The following is a 26325-nucleotide window of genomic DNA, read 5'->3' on the forward strand; positions in this document are numbered from 1 at the left end:
TTAAATTAACGTCTTTCTTAGGGGGTAAAGCCCAATCATTAAAGCCAGTCCTATTACCATTGAGATACAAATTGCTGGTAAGTAGTTGATATCTGAGGACCAACATAAGTATGTTATACCTGCTGATGAAGCTATTAATAACGGCAATAATAGCTTACTGCTGAACTTTGTATAAAAGCTGAAGCAGTAAATCATAACTGGTATCCATGAGAAGGTTAATTTTGCGATTAGATAACCCGATAAGCCACTGAGTGGAATCATGAAGAAACCTATTATAGCTGCCAGTAAAGCAGCTCCATTTTGAGTCAATGTAAAGAATAAAATTTGCCTTTTAGCTAACAGAGGCGAATGCAATATTTGATTCGCAGAGTCTAATACAGAGCACATAATTAGAATTCGAGTTGGCTGTATTGACTGAATAAAACTTTTCCCGAAAAGGAGAGTAATTAACTTCTGATCAATTGTTAAGTATGCCAATAAAATTAGCAAGCCGCCGCACCAAATTAATCTCAGTGTTGGCTCTGTTTGATCAAGCACATCCGAATCCTTTGTTTGCCTCAACTTAATGAAAAGATTCGGCAGTATTGCAGCAGGCAAGATTGTGAAGGCCTGGACAATGAGCTGGCCAATTCTTAAATAGCCAACATCATCTAATCCAGCATCAAGTGCTACCGTACCCAAGAGGGGTAAAAAGACAAGAGCTGATATAGTATTTGTCATGTATAAGGGGAATCCGGCCATGATTAGTGATACTTTAGTTCCCAGATCTTTTGTAATGTCAAGATTAAGCGGCGGGGCATTTAAGAATGCAAGTTTTTTTGTAAGCCACCAGTTTTGCAATGCTGTTATTAGTGCATAGGCACTCATTGAACCTGCTAAACCAGCAATGACTGCACCTAGGTATGCCGCTATAAGTTTTATAGGAAGCAACACCCCTTGTCGTAGTGCATATAGTTTAGTTTGTCCCCATAACAAGAGTATTTGCCAACGTAAACTGGCAAAACTTTCGCATATGCAGGTAATAATGATTACACCGAAGCTAATTAGGATGAATTCTTTGCTTATTGGCACTAAGACGCCTCGGTTAATAAATAGCCAAATAGCAAAAGGAATTACAGCTATTAAAATAAAGACATTTAGGAGTTTCAGTGCCTGTAATGACTGGTTTTTAAGATAATCATCGCTCTGTGGTTTAGTGTCTACTAACTTACAGCTAAGTCCATAATCTAAACCCCCTTGGCTTGTGATTTCAAAAGTTTGAATTGTTGCGAGAAAGAGATTAAAGACACCAAGACCAGTAGGCCCAAGAGCTCTACTCAAAAGAAGATTAATTAAAAAACTAAATCCTCGCCCTAATGCCGATCCACTCAACAAATGGAGTGAAGCAGTCAACAGCCGTGGTTGTTTCAGATTTAAATCACGTATCAATCCAACATATGATAGACCGTAGTGCCTGCGACGTGAAGGATCTGCGTATTGCTCTGGATGGCTGCTATCCAAGCTTTTGGGACACTGATCTTGTCATGAGAACTGTGCGGTCATTTTGTTCGCCGCAAAAAGTCCCCCTCCTTAGCCAATGCGACTTGTTAATAAGAGGTCCGTTCCATAATGGTAATAAAAAGCGTCGAGTCCGAAATAAGTTATTAAGGGCAATGGACTTTATTAATCCAATGTATAAGTCACCCCTTACATTACATGTAAGCTCGGAAAACCATACTCTTATCAACTATCAATCTTTTCATAGTTCAAACTGTCTTTATGGAATAGGTCACGAGATTATTAAAGATAAAAATTATTTGAGAATTCCTCATTGGCTAAATTACGTAGATTTTGCCAACAATGGGATCTTCGGCCCATCACATTGGCCTCGTCTCGGACGACCCATTCAGAAGGCTGAAGTCTCTTCTCCCATATATTGGAACCGTACTGCAAAACCTAGTGCGGTTTTCATAGTTTCTAATATGACAAATGAACGTCAAGCATTAGCAGATTCCTTATCAAAAGTATTACCTATTGATGGCTTCGGCAAGTATTACAATCCAACTATTTCATCACATTCAAGTTCAGGATTTTTGAAGAGAAACTTACTGAAGAACTATCAATATTGTTTCTGTCCAGAGAACTCACTAGCTCCAGGCTACTACACAGAAAAAATACCCGAATCATTTGTTTGTGGCGCAATACCTATTACATACTGTGATTCGTCTTTCGTTCATATTGATTTTTCGACCGATGCATTTATTAATCTCAATAAATTTATTAAAAATAATTTGCTTGAAGTGGATGATTTATGTAGCTATCTCGCAGACTCAGAAGTTCATGAAAGACTTATCAGCACTCCTCTTGCAGCCTTTAACTTGGATTCCAAGATTGACCAGTTGCGTTCATTTATTTCTTTAATTATAAGCCAGGCGCTCGATTAATAGTGCCTCTCGCTAGTTATTAACGTCTGTGGAGCTGTTCCTGAAGACAAATATGCTGCCCATACTCCACATTTGACTAGATGAACACTTCCTTAAAAGATACGGCAAAAACTGTAAGATATTTCTTTTGCATAAAAGTGGTCTCTGTACTTCCCGGTCCAATATAAAATCATATTTTTTGGCGTATGTCACTAGTATATCTTTGGCTTTATTTATATTGATAATATACTGGTGTTTAAATCCTTCAGGCTTCTTAAGTAATGCAAGGCTATGCGCATTAAGCTCATGCCCGAACAGCATCCTAAGTCTATCCAAGAAAAATAGTTCATTAGGCAAGCTTACAATAATATACTTTGAAGAGCTTTTAATGGCAAGTTCGAATAAATCTGTAAATTCTCTAGTATGCTCTAATACATCAAGCAGAAAAATTACATCCCATGGGCCGCCATCTTCTATTATGTTTGGTATCATCTGAGGTTTAACATATTCAATTCGTGGATTTTCCGTTTTCTGTTCATATATACAAGCATCACTGATATCTAGCCCCTTGTAAATTACTCCCTCTCCAAATATGTTGCCAGCCACACCATCACCACATCCAATATCAAGTAGACTAGAAAACTTTAAGTTGTTAGCAATATAAGTTGCGATCTTTTCTGCCAAGCGCTCATCAGATCGCATTGGCATTAGGATTGTTTTGGGAGCCTTGTCGTTATTTATGTTAATGACAAACGAAGTGTCTTTTGACATCTTTTTTCTTATACCCTCTCTTTAGTTTGGAAATTCGAGACCCATCTTACTATAAAATGGATAGCTATGAATACTATGAAATACTTTGGCATTTCATACAGCCAAGTCCATGCTGTTTCACTTACTGACCTAAATGGCAGCCCTTGCAAGTATGTAGATGGTAGCAAAGTGAATAGCAAAACAAAAGTTGAACCATATAAATTGCAATTATTATACCAATATCTACCCATTAATCCATAAAGGAATCCTGCAACTATCCCACCAATCACAACACCACCATAGCCAAATCTTCGAAACAAATCACCTCCAGGAGATACGTGACCAAAATGTGTGTAGTAACCATTCACTAACCCACGTCCGGGACGATCGCTAATTTCGTTAGCTATTAAATGCCCATCATTTAGTTCAGGTTTTCCTAAATAAAAAGCTTTTGGGATCCAGATGTATTTGATATTTTCAAGACCTTCAAATCCTACTCTTGCTTTACTTAGTGATGAATCAGTGAATAACCAGCCATCAGCTTTTGCATAAATAGATTGCCAAAACTTGGCGTTCGATGATTCATCCTCACTATTCCCTGCTGTCTCAGCCATGAATGCTAATCGTCCTACAAAATCAAACCTGCTTATAGTGCTAAAACCTTCTCCCCGTGTATTACCTACAACATTAATAAAAAATACACCAAACACAATTATAAAAGCCAACATGATTTTGATAATACGAATTCGTACATTCGCGGTCCAAAGCCCACCCAACACTAATATTAGAGGCCAGATTACTAAGCCGCGTCCTCCGCTTAAACTTATTAATGCCAAACTTGAAGCAGTAGCTAATGACAAAAGTATTAACCAATATCTATATCGATTTAATTTAATTACTGCGAATGTTAGGAGTAATATGTAAATGTCTTTTAGTCTGACAAATGCAACAACTAAAGTATCAGGCCTCCAGACTCTACCTGCATATTGAAGATATGTCTCATAGCTTCTATCCATGACTCCAGTCGCGAAACCTATGAGGTTGTGCATGATGTAGGGGACCGAGAGCAATAAAACCAATATGAATATCTTTCTTTGTGTTTCAGCATTTATTTTCTTAGTCAATACATCGCTGCAAATGTTTTTGATTTTATTGCCTGCTTTTGAAATTACTTTCTTTGTTACAAGTACGTAGGCAGAAACCAGCATTAGGCTGAATATTGCATTTACCGTAATGGATTTATCCAGATGCTTCAGCATTATGTATAAATCAATATTTGCCTCTGTAATCTCTTTATTGGCAAATAGATTTCCAAAATCATTTAACTGTAGGAAAATTCCTGCTATAGCCCAGTGCCCTATCATATTTATTGCTATTACACTTAACGGTGGGAATGCTACAAGTTCTAGAAACCGTTTTTCAAACGATATAGTAAATAGTATTCCAAAGATTCCGAGCCAACAAAGTGCACTTCCTAGCATGGAAGTAGTGATGGTTAATGTCAATAAAAAACCTAATGAGCAGAAGACTGCTGCATATCTTGTATCTAATAATATAGTTAGTGGTGCAAATAGGTCATATATTCGGCCATTAGGTGATTTTTTATTTTCCATAACTTTTCATCCACCTCCTCTTTATTCTTACTGGAAACCACATGACAAATGCTAGAAATGTTTCAACTATACCTGAGCTTTCATGGATTCTTTGGAATCCGTCAAGTCTTTCACTCAAGTGCAACGTGTTTGTTTTTATTAAATTCCAAAGCTGGAATTGCATTATATGTGATGCATAAATTTTCTTACTTTTCATCGAAGCTAAGTCAGGATGATTCAACAAAATCTTGACGACTTCGGAGACCTCAACAAGCTCATGACCGCTTTTGCGATTTTTGACTGAAAGTTGTTCTTCATGTGTTCTAACTACAGCAATTGGCTTTCGATTTAAAAGAATCGGCCCCTTTTCTGTTGCTCTTATCAACCACTCCCAATCTGCTGCGTGCCGCCAATCTTCACGGAATGGTCCAGCATCGTTAAACAGCTGCTTACTAAACACCATCCCAGTGATGTTGCCATTGATGCTCCCATACTTTATTAGTAATGGTGTAGCATGCTTTGATTCTATTTTTCTACTTGCTAAGCTTATTTCGTCATGATGTAGTACCGATGAATTTTCACGCATACTTCCATCTGCGTTGATTGATAGAAAGCTTGATAATATTAAGCCCACATCTTCCTTTCGACTTGTAATTTCCGTAATACTTCTCACAGCATCTGGTAAAAGTAAATCGTCGCTACACAATAGTAGGAGCCAATTGGTGTAGGACCTCTCAATTGCATCATTGAGATTCCCAAATAGCCCTAGATTTTTTTCTCTTCTAATCCATTTCACCTGACATGCATCCTGTTGTTTGATCCATCCCATTATTTCCTCTCTTGCTTCAGCATCACCTCCATCATCTGCTATTAATAAATTCCAATCTAAAGTGTTTTGTCTCCCTATGCTTTGAAGAGCGCCTCTCAGCCATGGTGAATGTCCATATACCGGTAATATTATTGTTATTGACATTTTACTTTAACACGAGCCTTTCGTAATTTTTGATTGACCTGTAAGCGTAGTCACCCCAGCTCAATTTTTGTTTAGCTATTTCTTTCGCTTCATTGCTCATAGCTTTTTGTTTTAATGAATTAAATTTTAGAAGCTGCAAACAATAGCTGATGCTCCTGGGACTATTTATTGGTATGACAAAGCCTGCAGGAAATTCTTTGATATTTCCTTCATGTTGGATGGGCCTTTTGTTTGATAGCCACAATAAGTCCTCTCCTCCTGTATTAGTCGAACATATGAGAGGTAGGCCTGCAGCAAGTGCTTGCATTTGAACCATTGCCATGCCCTCTTCGATGGAGGGCAGAACAAAACAACTACCCAATGAGTAATATTTTCTAAGCATATTCTGCTTAATGTGACCAGTTTTTATAACACAATCAGGAGCATTCTCCAGGAAGTGCCGCGTCTCTGTTGTCTGTCCTCCAATTAATATTAACTGAGAATCTTGAATTTCAGCTAATAAAAATCCGTTCACTAGGTCTTGTATTCCCTTTCTAACTGATAAGGAGCCTGCAAATATGACATTAAATGATTTTAACAACTTAATTTGATTGGACTCGAAAGCTTGTACATTTACACCTAGTGGATTTCGATAGATTTTATCTGAGGGGAAGTCGTACTTCTTGAACGATTCCTCAACAAAAAGACTTGGAACTGCTACGCAAGAACACATATTATATTCTCTAATCTCCATGCTGACTATTTTTTTGTGAGTTTCTTCCCACTTCTTCCCGATTCGCTTGTATTCATTCCTCAGCAGAATGCATTGTTCAGTGATATGTGCGGATGAACGTTCTAATACTGTTGGTACTCCGTTTTTAATTGCCCAAATAAGACTGTCTTCAGACCATTGTGACCAACCGTGAATTAGCTCGCTCCCTTCTAGATAACTAGCTGCTCGGATTGAAAACCATTTGTGTACAAACCATTGGCATTTCATCATGAGTCTTTCACCGCCAATCTTATAAATTAGCTTTACAAGATAAAAAGTAAATGGAAGGCTGCATATCTTATCTTCAGGTATGCCCCACTTTTTTACAAACCAGCAAGGGTAGTTTGTGATTATTCTATGCAGGTGATTATTATCATATAAACCTTTAGCCAAATCAAAGGCATGCCATCTACCACCTACAACTATCGTGATTTTCATGGCTTAGCCCAACTTAGAATGTGATCTAATCTCGACGCATATGTATTCTCGTTAATTCGTATCTGTGCAAGGCCTTTCATTCTTAATTCAATTTGCAAGCTTTCATTCTGTACTATCTCGCTAACATTTTCTCTGAGCTGGCTTGTGTTAGCAAAAAATCCGATATCTGGATAGTTCTTTAATAGCTTTCTATGTTCTATAGTGTCCTGGTAAATGCCACAGCCTCCAATAGCACCTATTTCATATGATCTGTCAGTCGACAGGTCTCCATTTGCTTCACGAACCAACCCAAGCACTACTTTTGCTGAGTTAATTACTTGACAATAACTATCACCAATAACTGCTTTATGCTTCTTCCAGCCGTCAACCGGTACCTTCTCCCAATCGTTACCGTATATATGTCTCTGAATATTTGGGATATTATTTAAGGAATTCAGCCAGGTTAATCTTTCCCTTGCTCCTGTTCCTACGAAAACAACATCACAGTTAATTTTTGACTTCACTGGGTAGTGCAATTCGGGATCATATGCAAATGGTAACCATGATGCACTTCGTGCGCCATTATCCAAAAGCCTCTCGATAAGCTTTGTTTTTGTTGAGAAGATATGATCATAATTTGGAATATTATTCAAGAATAGCCTCCTCTTGTGGATCCTATTCCATGGATCATCTGTCAAGTAATTCACTATGGTTCCCCCTCTTTTTTCAACCTCTTTAAATATGTATTTAGCTAACGGTAAAATTCCAGTAACTATAACTAAATCTGGATTTATTTCTTTCAGATCTTCTTTGAGTTTTTCTTGAAAGCCAAACCATTCCATGCTCCTTTTATCTGCTAGGCGGTAGAAAATTTTTCCCTGTATCGAATTCATACTTGGCGAGAAATGCCTATCGGGTGATGTATAGATAACAAAAACCTCCCATTCTCTACTGATACTGGATTTACCCATGCCTTTCAATAGTTTTGAGCCCAGCGCCTCTACCTTGCTTGTATCACCAATTAACAATAAACGCCGCATCATTAGCTATTAAAATAGTATTTTTTATACCATTCTGAAAACTTTCTAATGCCATTTTCAATTGTGGTTGTTGGCTGATAGTCAACCCAACGGAATAGTGCATCTGTATCCGCTGATGTTTCTTCAACATCTCCAGCTTGCATTGGCTCGAAATGTTTTACAGCTGGTATACCAAGCTCCTGCTCTAATATATCAATAAACCTTAAAAGCTCAACAGGCTTACTATTGCCAATATTAAAAATCATACTGGGTGCCCAACTTGTTGAGGCATCAGGATCGCTTCTTTTAAAGTCTACGTTAGATTTTGCAGGTTTTTTTACGACTCTTGCGATGCCTTCTACAACATCATCAATGTATGTAAAATCTCTCTTCATTTTCCCATTATTAAACACCCGAATTGGCTCCCTGTTCAAAATTGCTTTCGCAAACAGCATAGGTGCCATGTCTGGTCTACCCCATGGTCCATAGACTGTAAAAAACCTCAGGCCAGTACAAGGTAATCCATATAAATGACTATAACTGTGTGCCATTAGTTCATTCGATTTTTTTGTTGCGGCGTAGAGGCTTACTGGGTGATTTACCCCTTGTGTTTCTGTGAATGGTGTATTTGTATTTCCACCATAAACTGAACTACTAGATGCATAGACTAGATGTTCAATCTTCCATTTTCTTGCAACTTCTAAAATATTGCCAAACCCTACTAAATTACTTTTAAGATACTCCTCAGGATTGTCAATTGAATATCTTACTCCTGCTTGTGCTGCAAGATGTATAATTTTATGTGGATTTGTCGTAGCAAATATTTTACTTAAACCTTCGCTATCACATATGTCCTGGTTGAAAAACTTCCAATTTTGCCCATTTAGCGATTTTAAGCGAGCTTTTTTGAGGCTGACGTCATAGTATTGATTCATATTATCAATGCCAACTACGTTATATCCCTGTTTGACCAGCTTGATTGATACTGAGGCACCAATAAATCCTGCTGCACCTGTAACTATAATAGTTTTTTTCACTATGAGATCTTCATCCTCTCCTCGAAGTCAGTGATCGTCAACTTTATTCCTTCATCTATTCCAACGACTGGATTCCAATCTAGCAACTCCTTTGCTTTTGTAATTACCGGTTGTCTTTGAAGTGGATCATCATTTGGTAAATCTCTATATTCGTATCTGACTTCTTTATTTGTATGAGTTTTGATGATTGAAGAAAGTTCTTTAATTGTTATCTCATTCGGATTGCCAAGATTTATAGGGCCTTTTTCATTGCTTTCCATCAAAAGCATCAATCCACTTACCAGATCACTGACATAACAGAATGATCTGGTTTGTGAGCCATCTCCATATATCGTTATTGGCATTTCCTTTAATGCTTGGACGATGAAATTACTTACAACGCGACCATCATTTTCCAACATCCTTGGACCGTATGTATTGAAGATTCGTGCCACTCGTATTTCTGTACCATGCATACGGTTATAGTCAAAGCATAGTGTTTCCGCAATTCTCTTACCTTCATCATAGCAGCTTCTGATGCCTATTGTATTTACACTACCTCTATAAGATTCTGGCTGTGGGTGAATCTCGGGATCTCCATATACTTCACTTGTGCTCGCTAATAGTAATCTGCATCCAACTCTTCTTGCCAATCCAAGCATATTGTATGTTCCCAAGAAACTTGTTTTGGCAGTTTTAATCGGGTTATATTGATAATGAACTGGTGATGCAGGACAAGCTAAATGCCATATTCTGTCAACTTCTAATCTTATTGGTTCAGTTACATCATGCCTGATAAGTTCAAACCGTGGATTACCAATCCATTTTTGAATGTTCTCTTTTCTCCCTGTAAAATAGTTATCTAAGCACAATACTTCACCACCAGCATTCATCAACTTGTCTATGAGGTGCGAACCGACAAAACCCGCACCCCCTGTTACTAGATGTCTCAATTTCACTATCCTTCACCAAGTATCCATACATTCAAGCCTGATTTTCTGGCTAAATTGCTATCTACGATACATCTAGTATCAAATAACCATGCCGGTTTCCGCATCGATTCTGAGATCTCCATCCAATTTATCGTACTGTACTCTTTCCACTCTGTAATCAATATACACGCATCTGCATTATTGCATGCATCTTTTATTGATCCCGCAAATTCCCATTCGCCTAAATCATTTTTGAGTTTCTCTCCCAATTCAGCTCTAATCTGATCTATTTTAACCTTTGGATCGTGAATACTTAATATTGCGCCCTCTTCAATCAAGTCTTTCGCTATCCTAATTGCGGGGGATTCTCTCGTGTCATTAGTGTTTGCTTTGAACGCAAATCCTAGAATAGCTATTTTTTTTCCGGCAAGCGTGTTGAATAGTTTCTCTGTGATCAGCCTCGAAATTCTTCTCTGTTGCCATGTATTCAAGTCAATAACTTGCTCCCAGTATGTTGCTACTTCTTCCAAGCCAAAACTACGACAAAGATACACTAAATTCAGTATGTCTTTTTGAAAGCAACTTCCACCAAAGCCCGGACCGCTCTTAAGAAACTTCTCACCAATCCTATGGTCTCGTCCAACAGCTTCTGCTACTTCCCTGACATTAGCACCAGTTGATTCACATAGAGCTGCTATTGAATTAATTGATGATACCCTTTGAGCCAAAAGAGCATTAGCTGTTAATTTACTTAATTCACTACTCCAAAGATTCGTCTCCAGAATTTTGGCTGGCTCAACCCAACGTTCATATATTGATTTTAACTCTTCGATAGCATGTTCTTCTTCGCCACCTATGAGCACTCTGTCAGGATATTCCAGATCCTTTATCGCAGTACCTTCTGCTAGAAACTCAGGATTTGATAACACCGAAAAGCTCTTACCTCTCTCTTGTGTTGAATTTAGAATTGTTTTTATTGTTTCAGCTGTCCTTACAGGTAGTGTGCTTTTTTCTACGACAATTGTATGGCCCTTGGCATTTCTCGCTACCTGCCTAGCACAAGCCTCAATCCATCTTAGGTCAGATGCTTTTCCTGCTCCTATCCCCCGTTGTTTTGTTGGTGTATTTACCGACAAAAATACCATGTCAGCTTTTTCTATGCATCTGTCGACATCTGTACTGAAATTAAGATTTCTCCCCCTCGCTCTTGCCACTATTGTGTCAAGTCCTGGTTCGTATATAGGCAGCCTGGCTAGGTCAGGGTCATTCCAAGCTGCTATTCGCTCAGAATTAAGGTCCACTACGTGAACTTCTATATCTGGACATCTGTCGGCGATCACCGCCATGGTAGGGCCTCCGACGTAACCGGCGCCGATGCAGCAGATGGTCTTTACTGGCAATGTGAACTCCAATGAGTACTGTAGATTCTCGCGCAATTTGGGAAAATCATGACAAAATTTACCCTAGGTTCACTGAGACTGCTGTACTAAGTTTGTTTCAAGGCCTTTTCGCATAGCCTCACACTCAATTTAAAGCGTCCCCACTCGCCAATTATGATATCAATGACCTCAACGAAAACCGCACTGATTACCGGCATAACGGGACAAGATGGCAGTTATTTGGCTGAGTTTCTACTTGAGAAAGGCTACAAAGTTCATGGTATTAAGCGTAGATCAAGCAGCTTCAACACAGACCGAATAGATCACCTATACCAGGATCCGCATGTTGATGATCCTCGTCTAACGCTTCATTATGGTGATTTAACCGATAGCACCAACTTAATACGCATTATACAACTTGTTCAGCCTGATGAAATCTATAACTTAGGAGCCCAAAGTCATGTTGCAGTTAGCTTTGAAAGCCCAGAATATACAGCCAATTCTGACGCCTTAGGGACTTTACGTATTTTAGAAGCAGTACGAATACTTGGGCTTGTATCGAAAACAAGAATATACCAGGCTAGTACTAGTGAATTGTACGGACTTGTGCAAGAGATACCACAAACAGAACGCACTCCATTTTACCCCCGCAGTCCATATGGAGTCGCAAAGCTCTATGCATATTGGATAACTATTAATTACAGGGAAAGCTATGGGATGTATGCCTGCAACGGTATACTTTTTAATCATGAAAGCCCTCGAAGAGGCGAAACCTTCGTCACAAGAAAAATAACCCGTGGTTTAGCACGAATAGATGCCGGCCTTGATGATATATTGTTTTTAGGCAATCTTGATGCTCTCCGAGATTGGGGTCATGCTAGGGACTATGTTGAAATGCAATGGTTAATGTTGCAACAAGAATCACCGGAGGATTTTGTTATTGCTACAGGTCGACAAGAGACTGTAAGGCGCTTTGTTGAGCTTTCAGCAGCAGAACTCGGTTGGGGAACAATTCTCTGGCAAGGTTCTGCTTTACATGAAGTCGGTTATAGATCTGATACTGGTAACCCCGTCATTCGAATTGACCCAAGATATTTTAGACCTGCAGAAGTAGAAACTCTTCTTGGTGACCCAGCCAATGCAAAGGCAAAACTAGGTTGGATACCTACAACAACTCTAGAAGATCTTGTTTCTGAAATGGTTGCTGTAGATAAGGAAGAAGCTCAAAAAGAAGCATTTCTGCGCGATCAAGGCTTCAATGTTATAGGAGCTCGCGAATGAATCTTATAAATTTCCAGGATACTTTTGCTGTTTTTGGTGCTACAGGAATGGCTGGGAGTGCAATTTCTAGGGCACTAGTCAGTAGAGGATATTCAAATCTTCTCCTCCCGTCCCGCAACGACCTTGATCTTCTTGACAACAAAGCTGTTGATATCTGGATGGATCTTCATTCCCCAGATGTTTTGATTCTAGCTGCTGCCAAAGTTGGTGGAATACATGCTAATACTACTTTTCCGGCAGACTTTCTCCTGGAGAATTTAAAGATTCAGACAAATGTTATTGAATCTGCATGGCGACATGGTGTTCGTCGTCTATTATTTCTTGGTAGTAGTTGTATATATCCTAAGTTTGCCGCTCAGCCTATTACTGAAGACTCTTTACTGACAGGCCCATTGGAGACAACAAATGAGTTTTATGCAATTGCTAAAATTGCAGGATTGAAGCTGTGTGCATCACTCCGAAAGCAGTACAACTTTGACGCTATCAGTTTAATGCCTACTAATTTGTACGGTCCTGGTGATAATTATCATGCGTTGAATAGTCATGTTCTTCCAGCCCTTGTTCGTAAGTTTGTTGTGGCTTCTAATGTTGGTTCCCCTTTTGTTGAATGTTGGGGTACTGGTTCACCCCGCCGAGAGTTTATGCATGTTGATGATTTAGGCAGCGCGTCTGTTTTTGTACTTGAGAATTGGGACCCAAACGCCCTGAATTCTCCTTTAGATACCCATGGGAATCCGCTTCTTCATTTAAACGTTGGTACTGGAAATGACATTACCATTACTGAACTCGTAAACCTGATAGCTCACAAAACTGGTTTTACTGGTCAAATCAAGTGGAATACCAGTTATCCTGATGGCACTCCACAAAAGCTTCTTGATATCTCGTCACTTTCGCAACTCGGTTGGACACCACTAGTCGATCTCTCAACTGGCTTAGATTCAACAATCAAAGATTTCTCAGAAATGTATGCATCCATGAATTCGTGATCTATTAGTTTTTTATATATTTATTATCCCTTTTGACTCGGTCTGTTGATGTTCGCTACTCAACCTGATTTCACCAACAACTTCTTCTTTCTATTGCCTAGGCTCTGGAAGCAGTTGAGGAATATTAGGCGACGTCAACTTTTTTTCCTTCTTCTAGTGATGCTTAGTAGCAGTATCGCTGAAATGGCCTCCGTTGCCTCTATCATTCCTTTTCTCTCCCTATTGGGCGACTCAGATCAACAATCAAGTCCAGCTTTAGTTACGCTATTCTTTGATTTTTTTGGAACTTCCTATTCATCCGAGTTGCTATTTCCACTTGCATTGTCCTTTAGTACTATTGCAGTCATTGCGGCTTGGCTTCGTTTATTTAACCTTAGACTTAATGCCCGTTTAGCAGCTCTGATTGGCTCTGACCTCAGTTCCGCTTCTTATAAGCAAGCTCTTTACCAGCCTTATTCTTTTCATATCTCCGTCAATAGTAGTACAACTATTGATTCCATCACAACACAGGTAAACATTTCCGTTGTATTACTCAACCAACTTCTTGCTTTTTTCTCCTCTTCACTTATTTCTTTCTCCATTGGATTTGCTTTATTTTCAATTGACCCCGGTCTTTTTTTCAGCGCTATTACTGCTTTTTCTCTTGCATATGTTTTTATTGCCTTACGCACTCGAAAAAGCCTCTCGCATAAGGGTAAATTGCTTACACTCTCAAGTAGAAAGCAGTTAAAAGCCCTTCAGGAGGGGTTTGGCAGCATTCGGGACATTTTACTTGATAATACTCAGGCTCTTTATGTTTCAATATTTCAAGACGCAGATATGAAGATGCGGCTATCCAACGCATCTATTTCATTTATATCAGCCTCACCTAGGTACATTCTTGAGGCTATAGGTATTCTATTTATTGCATTTTTTGCAACTGCGATTTCTTCTTCGCAGTCCTTATCAGGTACTTCTGCACTTCTTCCATTGATGGGTGCTTTTGCACTTGGATCTCAGAAACTTTTGCCAGCTCTTCAACAAGTTTTTAGTACCTGGGCCAGCCTTCAAAGTAGAGCACCTGCCTTGGCTTCTGTTTTATGGCTTCTTGAGCAACCGAGTAATTTCTCTTCCCATCATCATCATAAGATTAGATCAGAAATACAGGCACCAAAAACTATTGAATTTCACAATATTAGTTACAGATATCCAGGAACCGATCAACATATTCTTAGCGGTATCAATCTAAAAATACAACCCGGTGAAAAAATTGGAGTCTTCGGCAAAACTGGCAGCGGCAAAAGTACGTTGGCAGATATTTTTATGGGTTTGCTTCAGCCTACTTCTGGCAAATTACTTGTGAATGGTGATGATATATTTGACTCTTCTGACTCTAGTTCTCTTCTCTCTTGGCGTTCTCAAATTGCTCACGTTCCACAGACTATTTACCTTTCTGACTCATCTTTTCTTGAAAATATAGCCTTCGGTATCTCATCCGAAACTATCGATATTCCAAAAGTTATTACCTCCGCACAGCAAGCTCAGCTTGATTCATATATCCAGTCTACTACCTCTAAATATGACACCACAATTGGTGAAAGAGGTGTTCGTCTCAGTGGAGGCCAACGTCAACGCCTTGGTATTGCCCGTGCCTTGTACAAGCATCTTCCTGTCTTAATCCTAGATGAAGCAACAAGCGCTCTAGATGTAGTTACAGAGTCTCTTGTAATGAATGCTGTCGATAGTCTTAGCAGTAATATTACAATTTTTATCATCGCCCACAGGCTTTCTACGCTCGAGTTGTGCGACCGAGTCGTTTATCTTAAAGATGGAGTCATTCACCGTGTAGGTCCTCCCTCTAGTATTCTCTCTCAATTTCATGACTATGCCTGATATTTGTTTCCCCCCCCTTTTGTTGTAATATGTTAGGATTCCTCCACTTTGAGAGGTTTTCTTGATTAAACTATCAGCTGATTGGCAATTTAATGTTCTTGGTGTCAGTAATTATTTGTCCAATTCTCATCCTTTGCGTTTCTACTTTAACTTTATCAAGGAACAAAGTCACAAGTTTGATGGCGATATTGTTGAGTCCGGTGTTTTTCAAGGGCATTCATTAATAGCAACTGCTCAAATTCTTAAGTCAATTAATTCCACGAAGACAGTCTATGGTTATGACACGTTTTGTGGATTTCCTCCTGTTTACAATCTAAAGGATGATCCCAAGTACTTCCATGATTTGTTTAAAGACGAGCAAATTACATCCAAGCATCTCTCAGATGTTACGACAAACCTCAGATGGCGTGAACTATTATCAGAGTCTACTTTAAACGCCTCAACCATCTCTTCTTCTGGTAATTTTTCCGCTACCTCCCGTTCTTGTATTGAGCGCAAGCTATCAATTTTAGGCCTAGATAATGTTGTTTTAGTTGAAGGCTCTTTCAAGGACACTATGGCTGCCTCACAGCATTCTGGCCCTTCAAACGTTTGTGCCGCACTTGTGGATTGCGATTTATATGATAGTCACATTGCGACATTTGAATTTTTGTGGCCCAAGCTTGAGCCCAATGCTTTGATATACCTTGATGAGTATTACTCATTAAAGTTCCCTGGAGCTCGTGCTGCAACCAATGAGTTTCTTGCGACCATCTCCTCATCAGATTCTGAACTCGTCCAGTTTCCGACTCCACCTTCAGAATTCGAGAGATGGGGTCTTATTAGAAAATAATTAACTTATTACCAATGTCATCTTCCCTTCGCACTTTAGGTGTCATCCCAGCTAGAGGTGGCTCTAAGGGGATACCGAATAAAAATATTGTTGATCTAGGTGGTCAACCTCTTATTCAATATTCCATCCAATCTGCATATCAATGTAGTGGTTTAGACGATGTTATTGTCTCCACTGACTCTGTGGATATTGCCAACCTTTCAGAGTCGCTTGGTGCCTCAGTACCATTCATCCGTCCAGCTCAGTTTGCTACTGATCAATCAGATAGTTTTTCTGTTGTTTACCATGCCCTCCAATTTATGGAAAGCAAGAATAATTGTATCTATGATATCGTTGTTCTTCTTCAGCCTACTACTCCATTCAGATCCTCTAATTTGATTGATTCTGTTGTTATGTCTTTGATATCTGCCGATTCTTCTGTTGATTCTGCAGTAACTGTTGTGAACGTGGGGGCTAACCATCCACATCGCATGTACAGTATGACTAATAGAAATCTATTGGTTCCGGTTTGTTCGGATGTTTCAGACCCAATGATGCCTCGCCAAGATCTTCCTGATATATACATCAGGAGTGGCGACGTCTATGCTACACGTCGAGATTGCCTGATCTCAAAAAATAGTCTCATTGGTGATATCTCACTTGGCTTTACTGTTGATCCTTCAACGTCTTTCAATATAGATACTCCTCAAGACCTAAGGTACGCACAGTTATTTCTCCTTCAGAATAATATTCATTCTTGATGCCAATCACAGCGTTAGCCACTGAGCCTGACATTTTTTCTAGGTCGGTGGTCAATAATTTTTTGCGTAAGGATTTCATTCTTACTTCTCGCGCCTTTAGATCTTCACAAGATCTATATGCTTTTTTAAGTAATAATTCATTTGATATTGTCTTTGCTCGTTTAGGATTATATTTTGGTTCCGATTTCTTTGCATTGGCGCCTAGCCTCAAGGTCCTAGCTACACCCACCACCGGTTTAGATCATATTGATTGTTTATGCGCTGCACGCAATAATGTCTCAGTTATAAGTCTTCGCGGCGAAGTTGCATTTCTGCGTACAATTACAAGCACTGCTGAGCATGCTTGGTTATTACTTCTTGCCTGTAATCGTAACTTAGGCACATTAGAGGCTATTCCACAGAATTCACGATGGCATCGTGATCTTTTGGAGCTTCACCAACTTTCTAGTCAAACTATTGGAATCATAGGCTACGGCAGAATTGGAACAATGCTTGTCAACTATGCAAGGGCTTTTAGTATGAACATATTGGTATGTGATCCTTTTGTTGACTCTAAGTGTATACCTAGCTTTGTAAAATCTGTGACACTTGATGATCTTCTGAGTTCTTCTGATCATGTAATTATGGCTGCTTCTTATTCTTCTGGTGACCCGCCTATTATTAATAAAACTAATTCCCACTTATTCAAATATGGTTCAACTTTTGTTAATATAGCCAGAGGTGAATTAGTTGATGAAGATGTTCTTGTCCAGCTTCTGAAGACTGGTATAATACGCAGCGCTGGTCTTGATGTACTTGCTGCTGACTCCACTTGGCCGCCTAATTCAACCGTATCCTCTCCTTTGTTGAACTATTCGTTGCATAATAGAAATGTTATTATAACTCCACATGTTGCTGGCTATTCTGTTGAAGCAATTAATTCTACTCGTGCATTCATTATCCAGCAGGTAAACTCATTTTTTACCTCATAGCTTGCTTCTTAGATCTATGAAATTCATTGCTGAACTCTGTCAAAATCACGGCGGCAAATTTGATAACGTTCTTCGCATGGCTGACGCTGCTGCTGCAAGCGGAGCCACGCATATCAAACTCCAACACATTTACGTCAAAAACCTGACATATCGCTCTGAATTTGAAACCGGTTTCACTTCCGAGACTGGTCAACTTGAATCTATTAAAAGACCATGGAAAGCTGAATACAATCGTCTTAAGCAGCTTGAGCTTACAGACCAAGAATGTCGTTCGTTTGTCAAACATGTCCAGTCTTTAGGATGTATCCCCATGACTACTTGCTTTGCAAAGGATAGTATTCCTTCCCTGCTTGACCAAGGATTTCGCGTTGTTAAGGTCGCAAGTTATGACTGCGCTTCTTATTCATTACTTAGAGAACTTGCAAAAAGTTTCGACGAACTATATATTTCTACCGGTGCGACTCACTCCTCTGAAGTTCTCTATGCTGCTGAACTTCTTCATTCTTACAATATTCCATTCTCGCTTCTTCATTGTGTAACGCTGTATCCTACACCTTTAGACCAAATGCATCTTAATCGCATTTCCTGGCTAAAGAATTTGGTACCTTCTGTTGGTTTTTCTGATCATTCTTCTGTTCAACAAGATGGCTTAGTAGCTGCAAAAGCTGCTGTTTATTGTGGCGCTGACTTTGTTGAGCGTCATTTTATTCTCGATGACCTTTGTCATGCTAAGGACGCACCAGTTTCGATCACCCCCCATCATTTGTGTGAATTATTAGATTTCAACTCCTTATCTAGAGATGACCAGCTTGGCTATTTAAATAAATATCATCCTAGTTGGAAGGACATGCTCGGCTCTGCGGACCGCTCTCTCACCCCTGGAGAACTTTTAAATCGCGATTATTATCGTGGACGTTTTGCATCACCTATCAAGTCCGGCGCATTTAGGCGCAGCGAAATGATCTTCAACTGGGAGGAAACTCCATGCTAGCTAGTACTTTCCCAACTAAATATCTTTTAGTTAACCCAGGCGATACTATTTCAAGTGTTATTCAAAAGATGGGACGCAGTGCATCTCAGTTTATAGAGATGTGCTTTATTATTGATAATTCTTCTTTTCTTTTGGGAGTTCTCAATCATGCAGATATCATCCGTGCTTTAGCCGATGGTGTCGATCTTAAAGAGCAAGTCTCCACTATTATGATAACTGATTTCATCAGTGCAAGTTATGGCTTGCCGGAGGAAGACATAATTATAGATGTACGACTTAAGCTATTCAAAAAATCAGGCGGTAGTAAAGAACTAACTAGATTTGTCCCTTTACTTGATGATGGTGACAAACTTTGTGATGTTATTGATATTTTTTCTCTACTTTCCAATAACCCAACTCAAGGCTGCCATATCGACATATATGGTTTGGGTTTTGTTGGCCTTACTTTGGGTGTAACATTAGCATCACGTGGCCATTACATAACAGGCATTGATACTAATCTGAATCTTATCAGTCAATTGTCTGCTGGCCAGCCGCATGTTTTTGAGCCTCGCCTTAAAGATATGCTAATTAATACATTAGAGACTGGCCACTTTAAAGTCCAAGTTTCAACTCCAGATCATCATAGTAAAGTTGTAATTATCACCGTTGGAACTCCAGTTGATTCTGAATCTGTTCCCTCACTTGATGCTCTTTTCTCTGTTTGCAATGCCGTAGGTCCAAAATTGAAGCAAGGAGACCTAGTGATGCTGCGCTCCACTGTTCCCGTTGGCACCACACGCAGTCAAGTTATTCCACTCCTGGAGTCACTATCCCATCTTCGAGCCGGCAAGGATTTCCACGTTGCTTTTACTCCCGAAAGGACTGTTGAGGGGCAGGCTATGTCTGAGCTTACCTCCTTGCCACAGATTGTCGGCGGTTTTTCTTCTCAATGTGCTTCTAAAGCCTCTGCATTTTGGCAGACCCTCTCAAATACAGTATTAGTAGAGTCACTTGAAGCCGCAGAGCTTGTCAAGCTAATTAATAATAGCTATCGAGATCTATCATTTTCTTTTGCCAACGGTTTTGCTCTTCTCGCTGACCAGTTTAATCTTGACGCATTTAAGGTCATTGCTGCTGCTAATGAAGGCTACCCTCGAAACCCAATCCCTCAACCAAGTCCTGGCGTTGGTGGTTATTGTCTTACTAAGGACCCCTTTCTATATTCGTCAATAGATAATTCTGCACCACATAGCCTTCTATCCCAATGCGGTCGACATGTAAACAAACTTGCTTCTGATTACCCTCTCTTAGTTCTAAATCGTTTTCTTACATCCCTTGGTCTCCAATATGATTCTCTCTCTGTCCTTGTAGCTGGTCTCGCTTTTAAGGGCCTTCCAGAAACAAACGATCTTCGTGGATCTATCGGTATTGATTTGTGCGAACAACTATTAGCATTAGGCGTTAAGGTTTCTGTTTTTGATGCTGTTGTATCTCAATCCCAGCTACCGTCTCATTTTCCAAAACTTGTTAAATATGATGGCTCCTTATTAGATATTGATGCGCTTCTTATTCTTAACAATCATCCTGATAATGTTCCTGATAATTTGCTCACCCTCTTGCAATCTTCTAAAACAAAGCTTATTTTTGATGGTTGGTCTATGCTTGATCGAATTGATGTTGAAAATGTCCCAAATTTAATCTATTCATCTATGGGGTATTGCTCTTCTATTAATTCAAGTTGTTAAATTGAAACGGTCAGTTGCGTATATTGTTTGCGACCATGGCCTTGGTCACTTACGTCGTGTCCTTCTCTTACTTCATAATAATAGTTTCTTCCCACCTGATACTCATATCACCCTTTTTGCACCCCTTACCTGCTATCAAAAGCTGATCACATCGCTTTCACTTCCTTCGTTTTGCTCTATACAGTTAATTGATTTTCATACTTCTACTTCTCTTGCCAATTTTTCTGTTAAAAGCCTGAATCCATCCAACTGGCTTTCAAATCTTCCATCATTACAGTCTTTTTCTTCAGTTTATTCTGATAATCTAGTTGATATTCTCTCTGTTCGTCCTGACGCATGTATAACAGCTCAGTTCTTTTGGCACACGATTGCCCGCGATCTAAATCCTTATTACTTTGAGTATTGCACTTCCTTACTACAACGCCATAACCCACAAATCTATGGGTACGAGCTATTTTCTATGCCTGATGTCAAATCTCAATCTGGATTTTGCCCCATTCCTCTTGCTTTCAATCCAGCACTTCTATCAAGCCACCAATCTAGGTCCTTCCATAACCGCAATAATCTTTTAATTACTGGTGGTTCAACTCCCATCCTTCAATCATCTCTTAAAAGCATTATGACTACCCTTCTGTACAAAGGCCCGTTTCCTTTTTCAACCATTTATGTTGATCCTCCACTGCTGAGTGACATGCACCCTCTACCATCATGGTTAAAGCCTGCATCTTTCTCAATAGATATGTTTTGTTCTCTTAGGGCTGCGATATGTCGTCCTGGTTTGGGTATTCTTACCGACTTAATCTCTTTAGGTGTAAAGCCTTTTTTACTTCATGAGAGAAATAATCTTGAAATGCTCCATAATTCCTCTGTTATGACTTCAAATAATCTATCAACACAAGTTTTCCCTTTCCCTTGGCAGTTTTCCCAGTACAGTAATCTTTAATGGCTGTAATTTGTACCGGGCTTTCCCCTTTGTTGAATTTATGTGCCTCCTCGATTATCACAAAAGGCACTACAATTTACTATCTTTTGTACCATAATGGTTATGATGAAACTAAATACTTATCCTACGATCCCTTTGCCAATTATCTTGCTAATGAGATTGCAGGTTTTTTTGGATATAAATTAGTAATAGTTGGTCCTCTGAATTGGTATTGTCCGCCACGCGAAAAGAGACTTTTTGACCCTATACGCTTTGACCCCCCTCAGCTACCCCTCGACGAACATAATATTATTACTTCTAACGCTCTATTTTTTCTATATGATCAATTAAGAGGTAAGCGCATCGATATTTTTCCAGAGGGGGCTTCTTGTTTCGGTAATCAGTTTGTATCCTTTGATTCGACCTTGATCCAATGTTTTGACCACTTCAGAGAAACTGCTAAACACATCCGCTCTTTAATTACAGGATCTCCTTTTGTTTTAGATAAATATTGGATTTTACCCGATATTTCTGGACAAATTCGCCTTAGATCTAAATATATAATTTCAAACATCTCTGTATTGCCTGAGAACATCTTATTTCCTAATATTCGTTCTTTAGCTTTGCATATTGCTTCTATTATTCCCGACTTAAACTTCAAACATCTTCCCTCCCCGTTCTTCCACCCCCTTATTGAACCACTTAGCTTCGAACAATATTCATCATGGTTCAGTGACCTTTCAATTCTTATCAAGGATACCCCCATTTTTATTAAAACCAGACCAAGAGACATTCGACCTCTTCCTGACTATTTTAACTCTCCTAATTTCATTCTCATGCCCCGTAAGTACGGGCAGTTGCCAGCTGAGTTAGTTATCTTTCAAACCTCTATGCGGTATTTAGGCTATTATTCATCTATAATGCTAGCTTTTAAGCGCTCTGATATTTTCTTAGTTGCACCCCCTGACAACATAATAGCCAGAGATTATTCTCATATATATAAGGGTCTTTCAAACGCTATTAATATTCGATCATCTTCCGAGCTTGATCCTCTTCATTTAACCTGCCGTCATTTGTCTCCATGACTAACCCTATTCTCTTTCTTTTTTTTAATCGTCCCTATACAACTCAAAAAGTATTTCAATCAATTCAGCTTGCTAGGCCTAGAAGGCTTTACCTTGCTTGTGATGGACCACGTAGCTGTAATTTAGATGACCAATCGAATATCTCTATTTGTAAGTCAATTGTCTCGCATATTGACTGGGACTGCAAAGTAGAGACTCTCTACAGGGAAACCAACCTTGGGTGTAAATTAGCTGTCAGTTCAGCTATCAGTTGGTTTTTTTCTCACGAGTCACAGGGCTTGATACTTGAGGATGACTGTCTTCCCTCTAAGTCATTTTTCACTTTTTGTGATCATATGCTTAATAAATACTCGCATGATCCCAATATTTGGCATATTAGCGGCGCCTCTCTTTTCCCCGATCTTCATCCTCGCGCTAGTCATCATGTTTCAATTTACCCCGGGATTTGGGGTTGGGCAACTTGGGCAAACCGCTGGGAGAATTATTCCCTCAATTTTCCTGGGTTTTCTGATCATAAGTCGTTAAGGCGTCTAGTTAATCATCCAATCGACCATATTTTCTGGTCTAATTTATTCAGTTCTGTTAAATATCGTTCTCTTGACACTTGGGACTACCAGTGGCTTTTTACTATCTGGCTTAACAACGGTTTTTGTATTACGCCCAATAGCAATCTCATATCTAATATTGGTTTTGATTCTAATGCAACGCATACTACTGATATCAATTCTCAGGTTGCTAACAGACCATTAGGTGAGCTACCGAGCACGTCACTCCCTCTTGTTGACTCTTCGCTTACAGGCCAGCAAAAGGACGATTTACTCCGTCATCAATATTTTTCCCAATCTTTTTCTAAAAGGATATCTTCTAAGCTTAAATCAATCTTTGCCATTTTCCCTTTTTAATGGTTGCTTTCATCAAGCGTCGTCTGGCTTTTATTCGTCTTCTTCGACATGCCGACTTAGCCGTTTCAGCTTCTTCCCTTGTTTCCTATGAAAGGATTTCATTGAAACGTTCCAAGTTTTGCTCACTCTTCGTATGTAACAATTCTCTTATAGATGCAAATATTGTTTTTGAACGTGATCATGCTCAGCTTTCCATAGGTACCAACACTTTTATGGGTGGCTGCACATTAAGTATTGCACAGTCTGTATATGTTGGATCAAACGTTCAAATTGCTTGGGGTGTGACAATCATGGATCATAACTCCCATTCCATCAACTACCAAGTTCGACGTTCCGACTTGCCTGACACTTTCAACAACATCAAAACTTGGCACGATGTGAGGATTGATCCTGTGTTTATTGCCGATGATGTGTGGATTGGACTTAATGCTATTATTCTCCCTGGTGTTTCGGTTGGTCCCCGATCAATTGTTGCTGCAGGAGCAGTCGTTACCAGAAATGTACCACCAGCTACTCTCGTTGCTGGCAATCCTGCCACTGTTGTTAAGTGCCTTAAATGATTGAACATATCACATACGGTGGAGATTTACTCGCAATCATTATCAGATCCTCTTTTTCTGAACCTGGTATTCATTTCGTTACACCATTGACCTTCTCACAGCAGGTTGGTTATATGAATCATCCTAAAGACCATACAATACCACCTCACACGCACAATGATGTCCCTCGTGATATCAAACTTACACAAGAAGTTTTATTGATCAAATCAGGCAAGCTTAGAGTTGATTTTTATGCGCAAGATCATACTTATTACCTCAGTAAACTACTTTTTACTGGCGATGTTATCCTTCTTTCTTCTGGGGGCCATGGTTTCACTATGCTAGAAGATACACAACTCATTGAGGTCAAGCAGGGTCCTTATGTTGGCATTGCAGACAAAAACAGATTTGAGTCAGTTCCCTCATCTCGCATAGTTCTTGAATAATTATGCGCCTTAGACAACTTCTACGGTCCCCATTAGTTGTTTTGAATGACCTTTTACTCCTTTTTGTCACTTTCACTCCAGGACCTACAGGCAACAAGCTCCGTTCCCTTTATTATAAATGCACTCTTAGAAGCCTTGGCTCAAATGTCACTATTGATGTAGGGGTCCAAATCCTTGGTCCTCAGTTGATATCTATCGGTAATAATGTTCATATTGATAAATATACTTTAATTTCTACCGGTTCATCTCTCACTGGTAATATTCATTTTTCTGATAACAAAAATTTTTCCCATCCGCCTGGTGCAATTGTCATTGGCGACAATATTCATGTCTGTCCTTTTTGTACGTTAGCTGGTTTCGGTGGTCTAGAAATTCAGGACAATACTGTTCTCAGTGCTTATACAAAAGTCTATAGTCTTTCAAATATTCCGAATGATCATGATCTAAAATCACGACGGGTCTCACTCATGCCTTACATTTCGGCACCTTTTATTGCTGGTCCTGTAGTTATAAAAAAGAATTCATGGATTGGCCTAAATTGTATAATTATGCCTTCAGTCACTATAGGCGAAGATGCTTTTTGTGTCTCAAATTCTGTTATTCTCAAGTCAATCCCAGACAACTGGTATGTATCAGGACAACCTGCTATCTTTAAAAGACATAGATTTACTTCTGACTTCATAAAATGAGCTTTATTCCTGTCAATACACCTTCTCTACGGGGGAACGAAAAGCAATATTTGTGTGATTGTATTGATTCAGGTTGGATTTCTTCGGAAGGTCCCTTTGTAACTCAGCTTGAAGAGATAGCATGTGGTGTCTTTCAGACCTCTCATGCCATCGCCGTTTCTAGTGGTACAGCAGCTTTAGACATTGCCATTGATTCTCTCGGGCTTTCTGTTGGTGACGAAGTTATTTTGCCATCTTTTACGATTATTTCCTGTATTCACCAAATAATTCGTTCTGGACTCAAGCCTGTTCTTATAGATAGTGATCCTGTGACATGGAACATAAATCACACTCTAATCGCTGAGAAGATTACATCAAGAACTAGAGCAATAATGGTCGTACACACCTATGGATTGCCTGTTGATCTAGATCCCATTCTACATCTTTGCAATAAGCATGGTCTTTATCTAATCGAAGATACCGCTGAGCTTATTGGACATACTTACAAAGGTAAACCCTGCGGCTCTTTTGGTGACATTAGCATCCTGAGCTTTTACCCAAATAAGCATGTAACTACTGGTGAGGGAGGTATGATTCTGACTAGTAATGCATCATTAGCTAATACTTGTCGTTCCCTTCGTAATCTTTGTTTTGATAACACCGCTCGCTTTGTTCACCGCAGATTGGGTTGGAACTATCGTCTTTCTAATCTCCACGCTGCAGTCGGTGTCGCACAATTCGAACTACTTCAAGAAACACTTGCGATTAAGCGAAAAATAGGCATGACCTACTCTTCATCCCTTAAACAGATCAATAAACTACAAATTCCACTCGACTGTACCCAATATGCCTCTAACATCTATTGGGTGTTTGGCATCCTTATTGACCCCACTCTGGGTTCCGCTTCTGATTTTATTCTTAAATATCGTGAGCTTGGTATTGGAACTCGTCCATTCTTCTGCCCTATGCACCGTCAGCCTGTTCTTAAGTCATTAGGACTATTCCCTTCCGAGGAGTATCCCGTTGCTGATTATTTATATGCTCAAGGACTATACTTGCCAAGCGGTGTTGGATTAACCGAGGATCAATTATCTCATGTTATTGAGATTACGCTCAATTTATTTTCGTAGAT

General features: G+C 39.4%; 25 protein-coding genes. 16 read left to right on the forward strand and 9 right to left on the reverse strand.

All coding sequences use genetic code 11. The annotated features are described in order from the left end of the window. On the reverse strand, positions 1-1392 hold the full coding sequence (locus SynMINOS11_RS00915; RefSeq protein WP_186549214.1) for a lipopolysaccharide biosynthesis protein: 1392 nt from the start codon (positions 1390-1392) through the stop codon (positions 1-3). Between the two features lie 68 nt (positions 1393-1460). Between SynMINOS11_RS00915 and SynMINOS11_RS00920 the strand changes: the two genes are divergently transcribed. Then, a complete protein-coding gene (locus tag SynMINOS11_RS00920) occupies positions 1461-2423 on the forward strand; it encodes a glycosyltransferase family 10 domain-containing protein (protein WP_186549216.1) in 963 nt (320 codons plus the stop codon). 12 nt (positions 2424-2435) lie between these two features. Here the strand turns inward: SynMINOS11_RS00920 and SynMINOS11_RS00925 are convergent, their stop codons facing one another. From SynMINOS11_RS00925 to SynMINOS11_RS00960, 8 genes are read right to left on the reverse strand one after another with little or no spacing between them, the layout of a single operon-like run. After that, positions 2436-3173 carry a class I SAM-dependent methyltransferase gene (locus tag SynMINOS11_RS00925; protein ID WP_186549218.1) on the reverse strand — a complete coding sequence of 246 codons (738 nt, stop codon included), beginning with the start codon at positions 3171-3173 and terminating at the stop codon, positions 2436-2438. Positions 3174-3181: 8 nt separating this feature from the next. Further along, positions 3182-4765: a hypothetical protein gene (locus SynMINOS11_RS00930; RefSeq protein ID WP_186549219.1), complete on the reverse strand. Its 1584-nt coding sequence runs from the start codon at positions 4763-4765 to the stop codon at positions 3182-3184. After that, the gene (locus SynMINOS11_RS00935) at positions 4755-5717 is read right to left on the reverse strand and encodes a glycosyltransferase family 2 protein (RefSeq protein WP_186549221.1); all 963 of its coding nucleotides are present in this window, start codon (positions 5715-5717) and stop codon (positions 4755-4757) included. Before SynMINOS11_RS00935 ends, SynMINOS11_RS00930 begins: the two co-directional genes overlap by 11 nt. Position 5718: 1 nt before the next feature. Beyond that, positions 5719-6906 carry a glycosyltransferase family 4 protein gene (locus tag SynMINOS11_RS00940; protein ID WP_186549223.1) on the reverse strand — a complete coding sequence of 396 codons (1188 nt, stop codon included), beginning with the start codon at positions 6904-6906 and terminating at the stop codon, positions 5719-5721. After that, the gene (locus SynMINOS11_RS00945; protein WP_186549225.1) at positions 6903-7925 is read right to left on the reverse strand and encodes a CgeB family protein; all 1023 of its coding nucleotides are present in this window, start codon (positions 7923-7925) and stop codon (positions 6903-6905) included. The genes SynMINOS11_RS00940 and SynMINOS11_RS00945 overlap by 4 nt, the downstream gene beginning before the upstream one ends. Positions 7926-7927: 2 nt before the next feature. After that, positions 7928-8941 carry a GDP-mannose 4,6-dehydratase gene (locus tag SynMINOS11_RS00950; RefSeq protein ID WP_304623011.1) on the reverse strand — a complete coding sequence of 338 codons (1014 nt, stop codon included), beginning with the start codon at positions 8939-8941 and terminating at the stop codon, positions 7928-7930. Next, positions 8941-9879: a UDP-glucuronic acid decarboxylase family protein gene (locus SynMINOS11_RS00955; protein ID WP_370586173.1), complete on the reverse strand. Its 939-nt coding sequence runs from the start codon at positions 9877-9879 to the stop codon at positions 8941-8943. Before SynMINOS11_RS00955 ends, SynMINOS11_RS00950 begins: the two co-directional genes overlap by 1 nt. Further along, positions 9879-11198 carry a nucleotide sugar dehydrogenase gene (locus SynMINOS11_RS00960; RefSeq protein WP_370586174.1) on the reverse strand — a complete coding sequence of 440 codons (1320 nt, stop codon included), beginning with the start codon at positions 11196-11198 and terminating at the stop codon, positions 9879-9881. The genes SynMINOS11_RS00955 and SynMINOS11_RS00960 overlap by 1 nt, the downstream gene beginning before the upstream one ends. Positions 11199-11405: 207 nt before the next feature. Between SynMINOS11_RS00960 and gmd the strand changes: the two genes are divergently transcribed. The 15 genes from gmd to SynMINOS11_RS01035 all read left to right on the forward strand — a co-directional run bounded on the left by gmd (position 11406) and on the right by SynMINOS11_RS01035 (position 26323). Continuing rightward, positions 11406-12512, forward strand: coding sequence for a GDP-mannose 4,6-dehydratase (gene gmd, locus SynMINOS11_RS00965; protein ID WP_186549227.1), 1107 nt, complete (start codon positions 11406-11408; stop codon positions 12510-12512). Next, positions 12509-13498 carry a GDP-L-fucose synthase family protein gene (locus SynMINOS11_RS00970; protein WP_186549229.1) on the forward strand — a complete coding sequence of 330 codons (990 nt, stop codon included), beginning with the start codon at positions 12509-12511 and terminating at the stop codon, positions 13496-13498. Before gmd ends, SynMINOS11_RS00970 begins: the two co-directional genes overlap by 4 nt. A gap of 183 nt (positions 13499-13681) precedes the next feature. Beyond that, positions 13682-15370: an ABC transporter ATP-binding protein gene (locus SynMINOS11_RS00975; protein ID WP_186549231.1), complete on the forward strand. Its 1689-nt coding sequence runs from the start codon at positions 13682-13684 to the stop codon at positions 15368-15370. 61 nt (positions 15371-15431) lie between these two features. Continuing rightward, complete coding sequence (locus SynMINOS11_RS00980) at positions 15432-16202, forward strand: TylF/MycF/NovP-related O-methyltransferase (RefSeq protein WP_186549233.1); 771 nt, start codon at positions 15432-15434, stop codon at positions 16200-16202. Between the two features lie 14 nt (positions 16203-16216). Beyond that, positions 16217-16942 carry an acylneuraminate cytidylyltransferase family protein gene (locus tag SynMINOS11_RS00985; protein ID WP_186549235.1) on the forward strand — a complete coding sequence of 242 codons (726 nt, stop codon included), beginning with the start codon at positions 16217-16219 and terminating at the stop codon, positions 16940-16942. Next, positions 16942-17913 (forward strand): NAD(P)-dependent oxidoreductase, encoded by a 972-nt coding sequence (locus SynMINOS11_RS00990; protein WP_186549237.1) that lies wholly within the window; start codon positions 16942-16944, stop codon positions 17911-17913. Before SynMINOS11_RS00985 ends, SynMINOS11_RS00990 begins: the two co-directional genes overlap by 1 nt. Before the next feature lie 16 nt (positions 17914-17929). Beyond that, entirely contained in the window at positions 17930-18904 is a 975-nt protein-coding gene (locus SynMINOS11_RS00995; RefSeq protein ID WP_186549239.1) for an N-acetylneuraminate synthase family protein, read from the forward strand. Beyond that, entirely contained in the window at positions 18898-20631 is a 1734-nt protein-coding gene (locus SynMINOS11_RS01000) for a nucleotide sugar dehydrogenase (protein WP_186549241.1), read from the forward strand. Before SynMINOS11_RS00995 ends, SynMINOS11_RS01000 begins: the two co-directional genes overlap by 7 nt. 1 nt (position 20632) lies before the next feature. Next, positions 20633-21574, forward strand: a complete 942-nt coding sequence (locus tag SynMINOS11_RS01005; RefSeq protein WP_186549243.1) for a hypothetical protein — start codon at positions 20633-20635, stop codon at positions 21572-21574. Further along, positions 21574-22638 carry a hypothetical protein gene (locus SynMINOS11_RS01010; RefSeq protein WP_186549245.1) on the forward strand — a complete coding sequence of 355 codons (1065 nt, stop codon included), beginning with the start codon at positions 21574-21576 and terminating at the stop codon, positions 22636-22638. Before SynMINOS11_RS01005 ends, SynMINOS11_RS01010 begins: the two co-directional genes overlap by 1 nt. Beyond that, entirely contained in the window at positions 22635-23540 is a 906-nt protein-coding gene (locus SynMINOS11_RS01015; protein WP_186549247.1) for a nucleotide-diphospho-sugar transferase, read from the forward strand. The genes SynMINOS11_RS01010 and SynMINOS11_RS01015 overlap by 4 nt, the downstream gene beginning before the upstream one ends. Next, the gene (locus SynMINOS11_RS13045; RefSeq protein ID WP_186549249.1) at positions 23540-24100 is read left to right on the forward strand and encodes an acyltransferase; all 561 of its coding nucleotides are present in this window, start codon (positions 23540-23542) and stop codon (positions 24098-24100) included. The genes SynMINOS11_RS01015 and SynMINOS11_RS13045 overlap by 1 nt, the downstream gene beginning before the upstream one ends. Next, the gene (locus SynMINOS11_RS01025) at positions 24097-24525 is read left to right on the forward strand and encodes a hypothetical protein (RefSeq protein WP_186549251.1); all 429 of its coding nucleotides are present in this window, start codon (positions 24097-24099) and stop codon (positions 24523-24525) included. Before SynMINOS11_RS13045 ends, SynMINOS11_RS01025 begins: the two co-directional genes overlap by 4 nt. Before the next feature lie 41 nt (positions 24526-24566). Further along, a complete protein-coding gene (locus SynMINOS11_RS01030) occupies positions 24567-25214 on the forward strand; it encodes an acyltransferase (protein WP_186549253.1) in 648 nt (215 codons plus the stop codon). After that, positions 25211-26323, forward strand: coding sequence for a DegT/DnrJ/EryC1/StrS family aminotransferase (locus SynMINOS11_RS01035; protein WP_186549255.1), 1113 nt, complete (start codon positions 25211-25213; stop codon positions 26321-26323). The genes SynMINOS11_RS01030 and SynMINOS11_RS01035 overlap by 4 nt, the downstream gene beginning before the upstream one ends. Positions 26324-26325: the final 2 nt, after the last annotated feature.

It is taken from the genome of Synechococcus sp. Minos11, from assembly GCF_014279855.1.
Taxonomy (GTDB): domain Bacteria; phylum Cyanobacteriota; class Cyanobacteriia; order PCC-6307; family Cyanobiaceae; genus RCC307.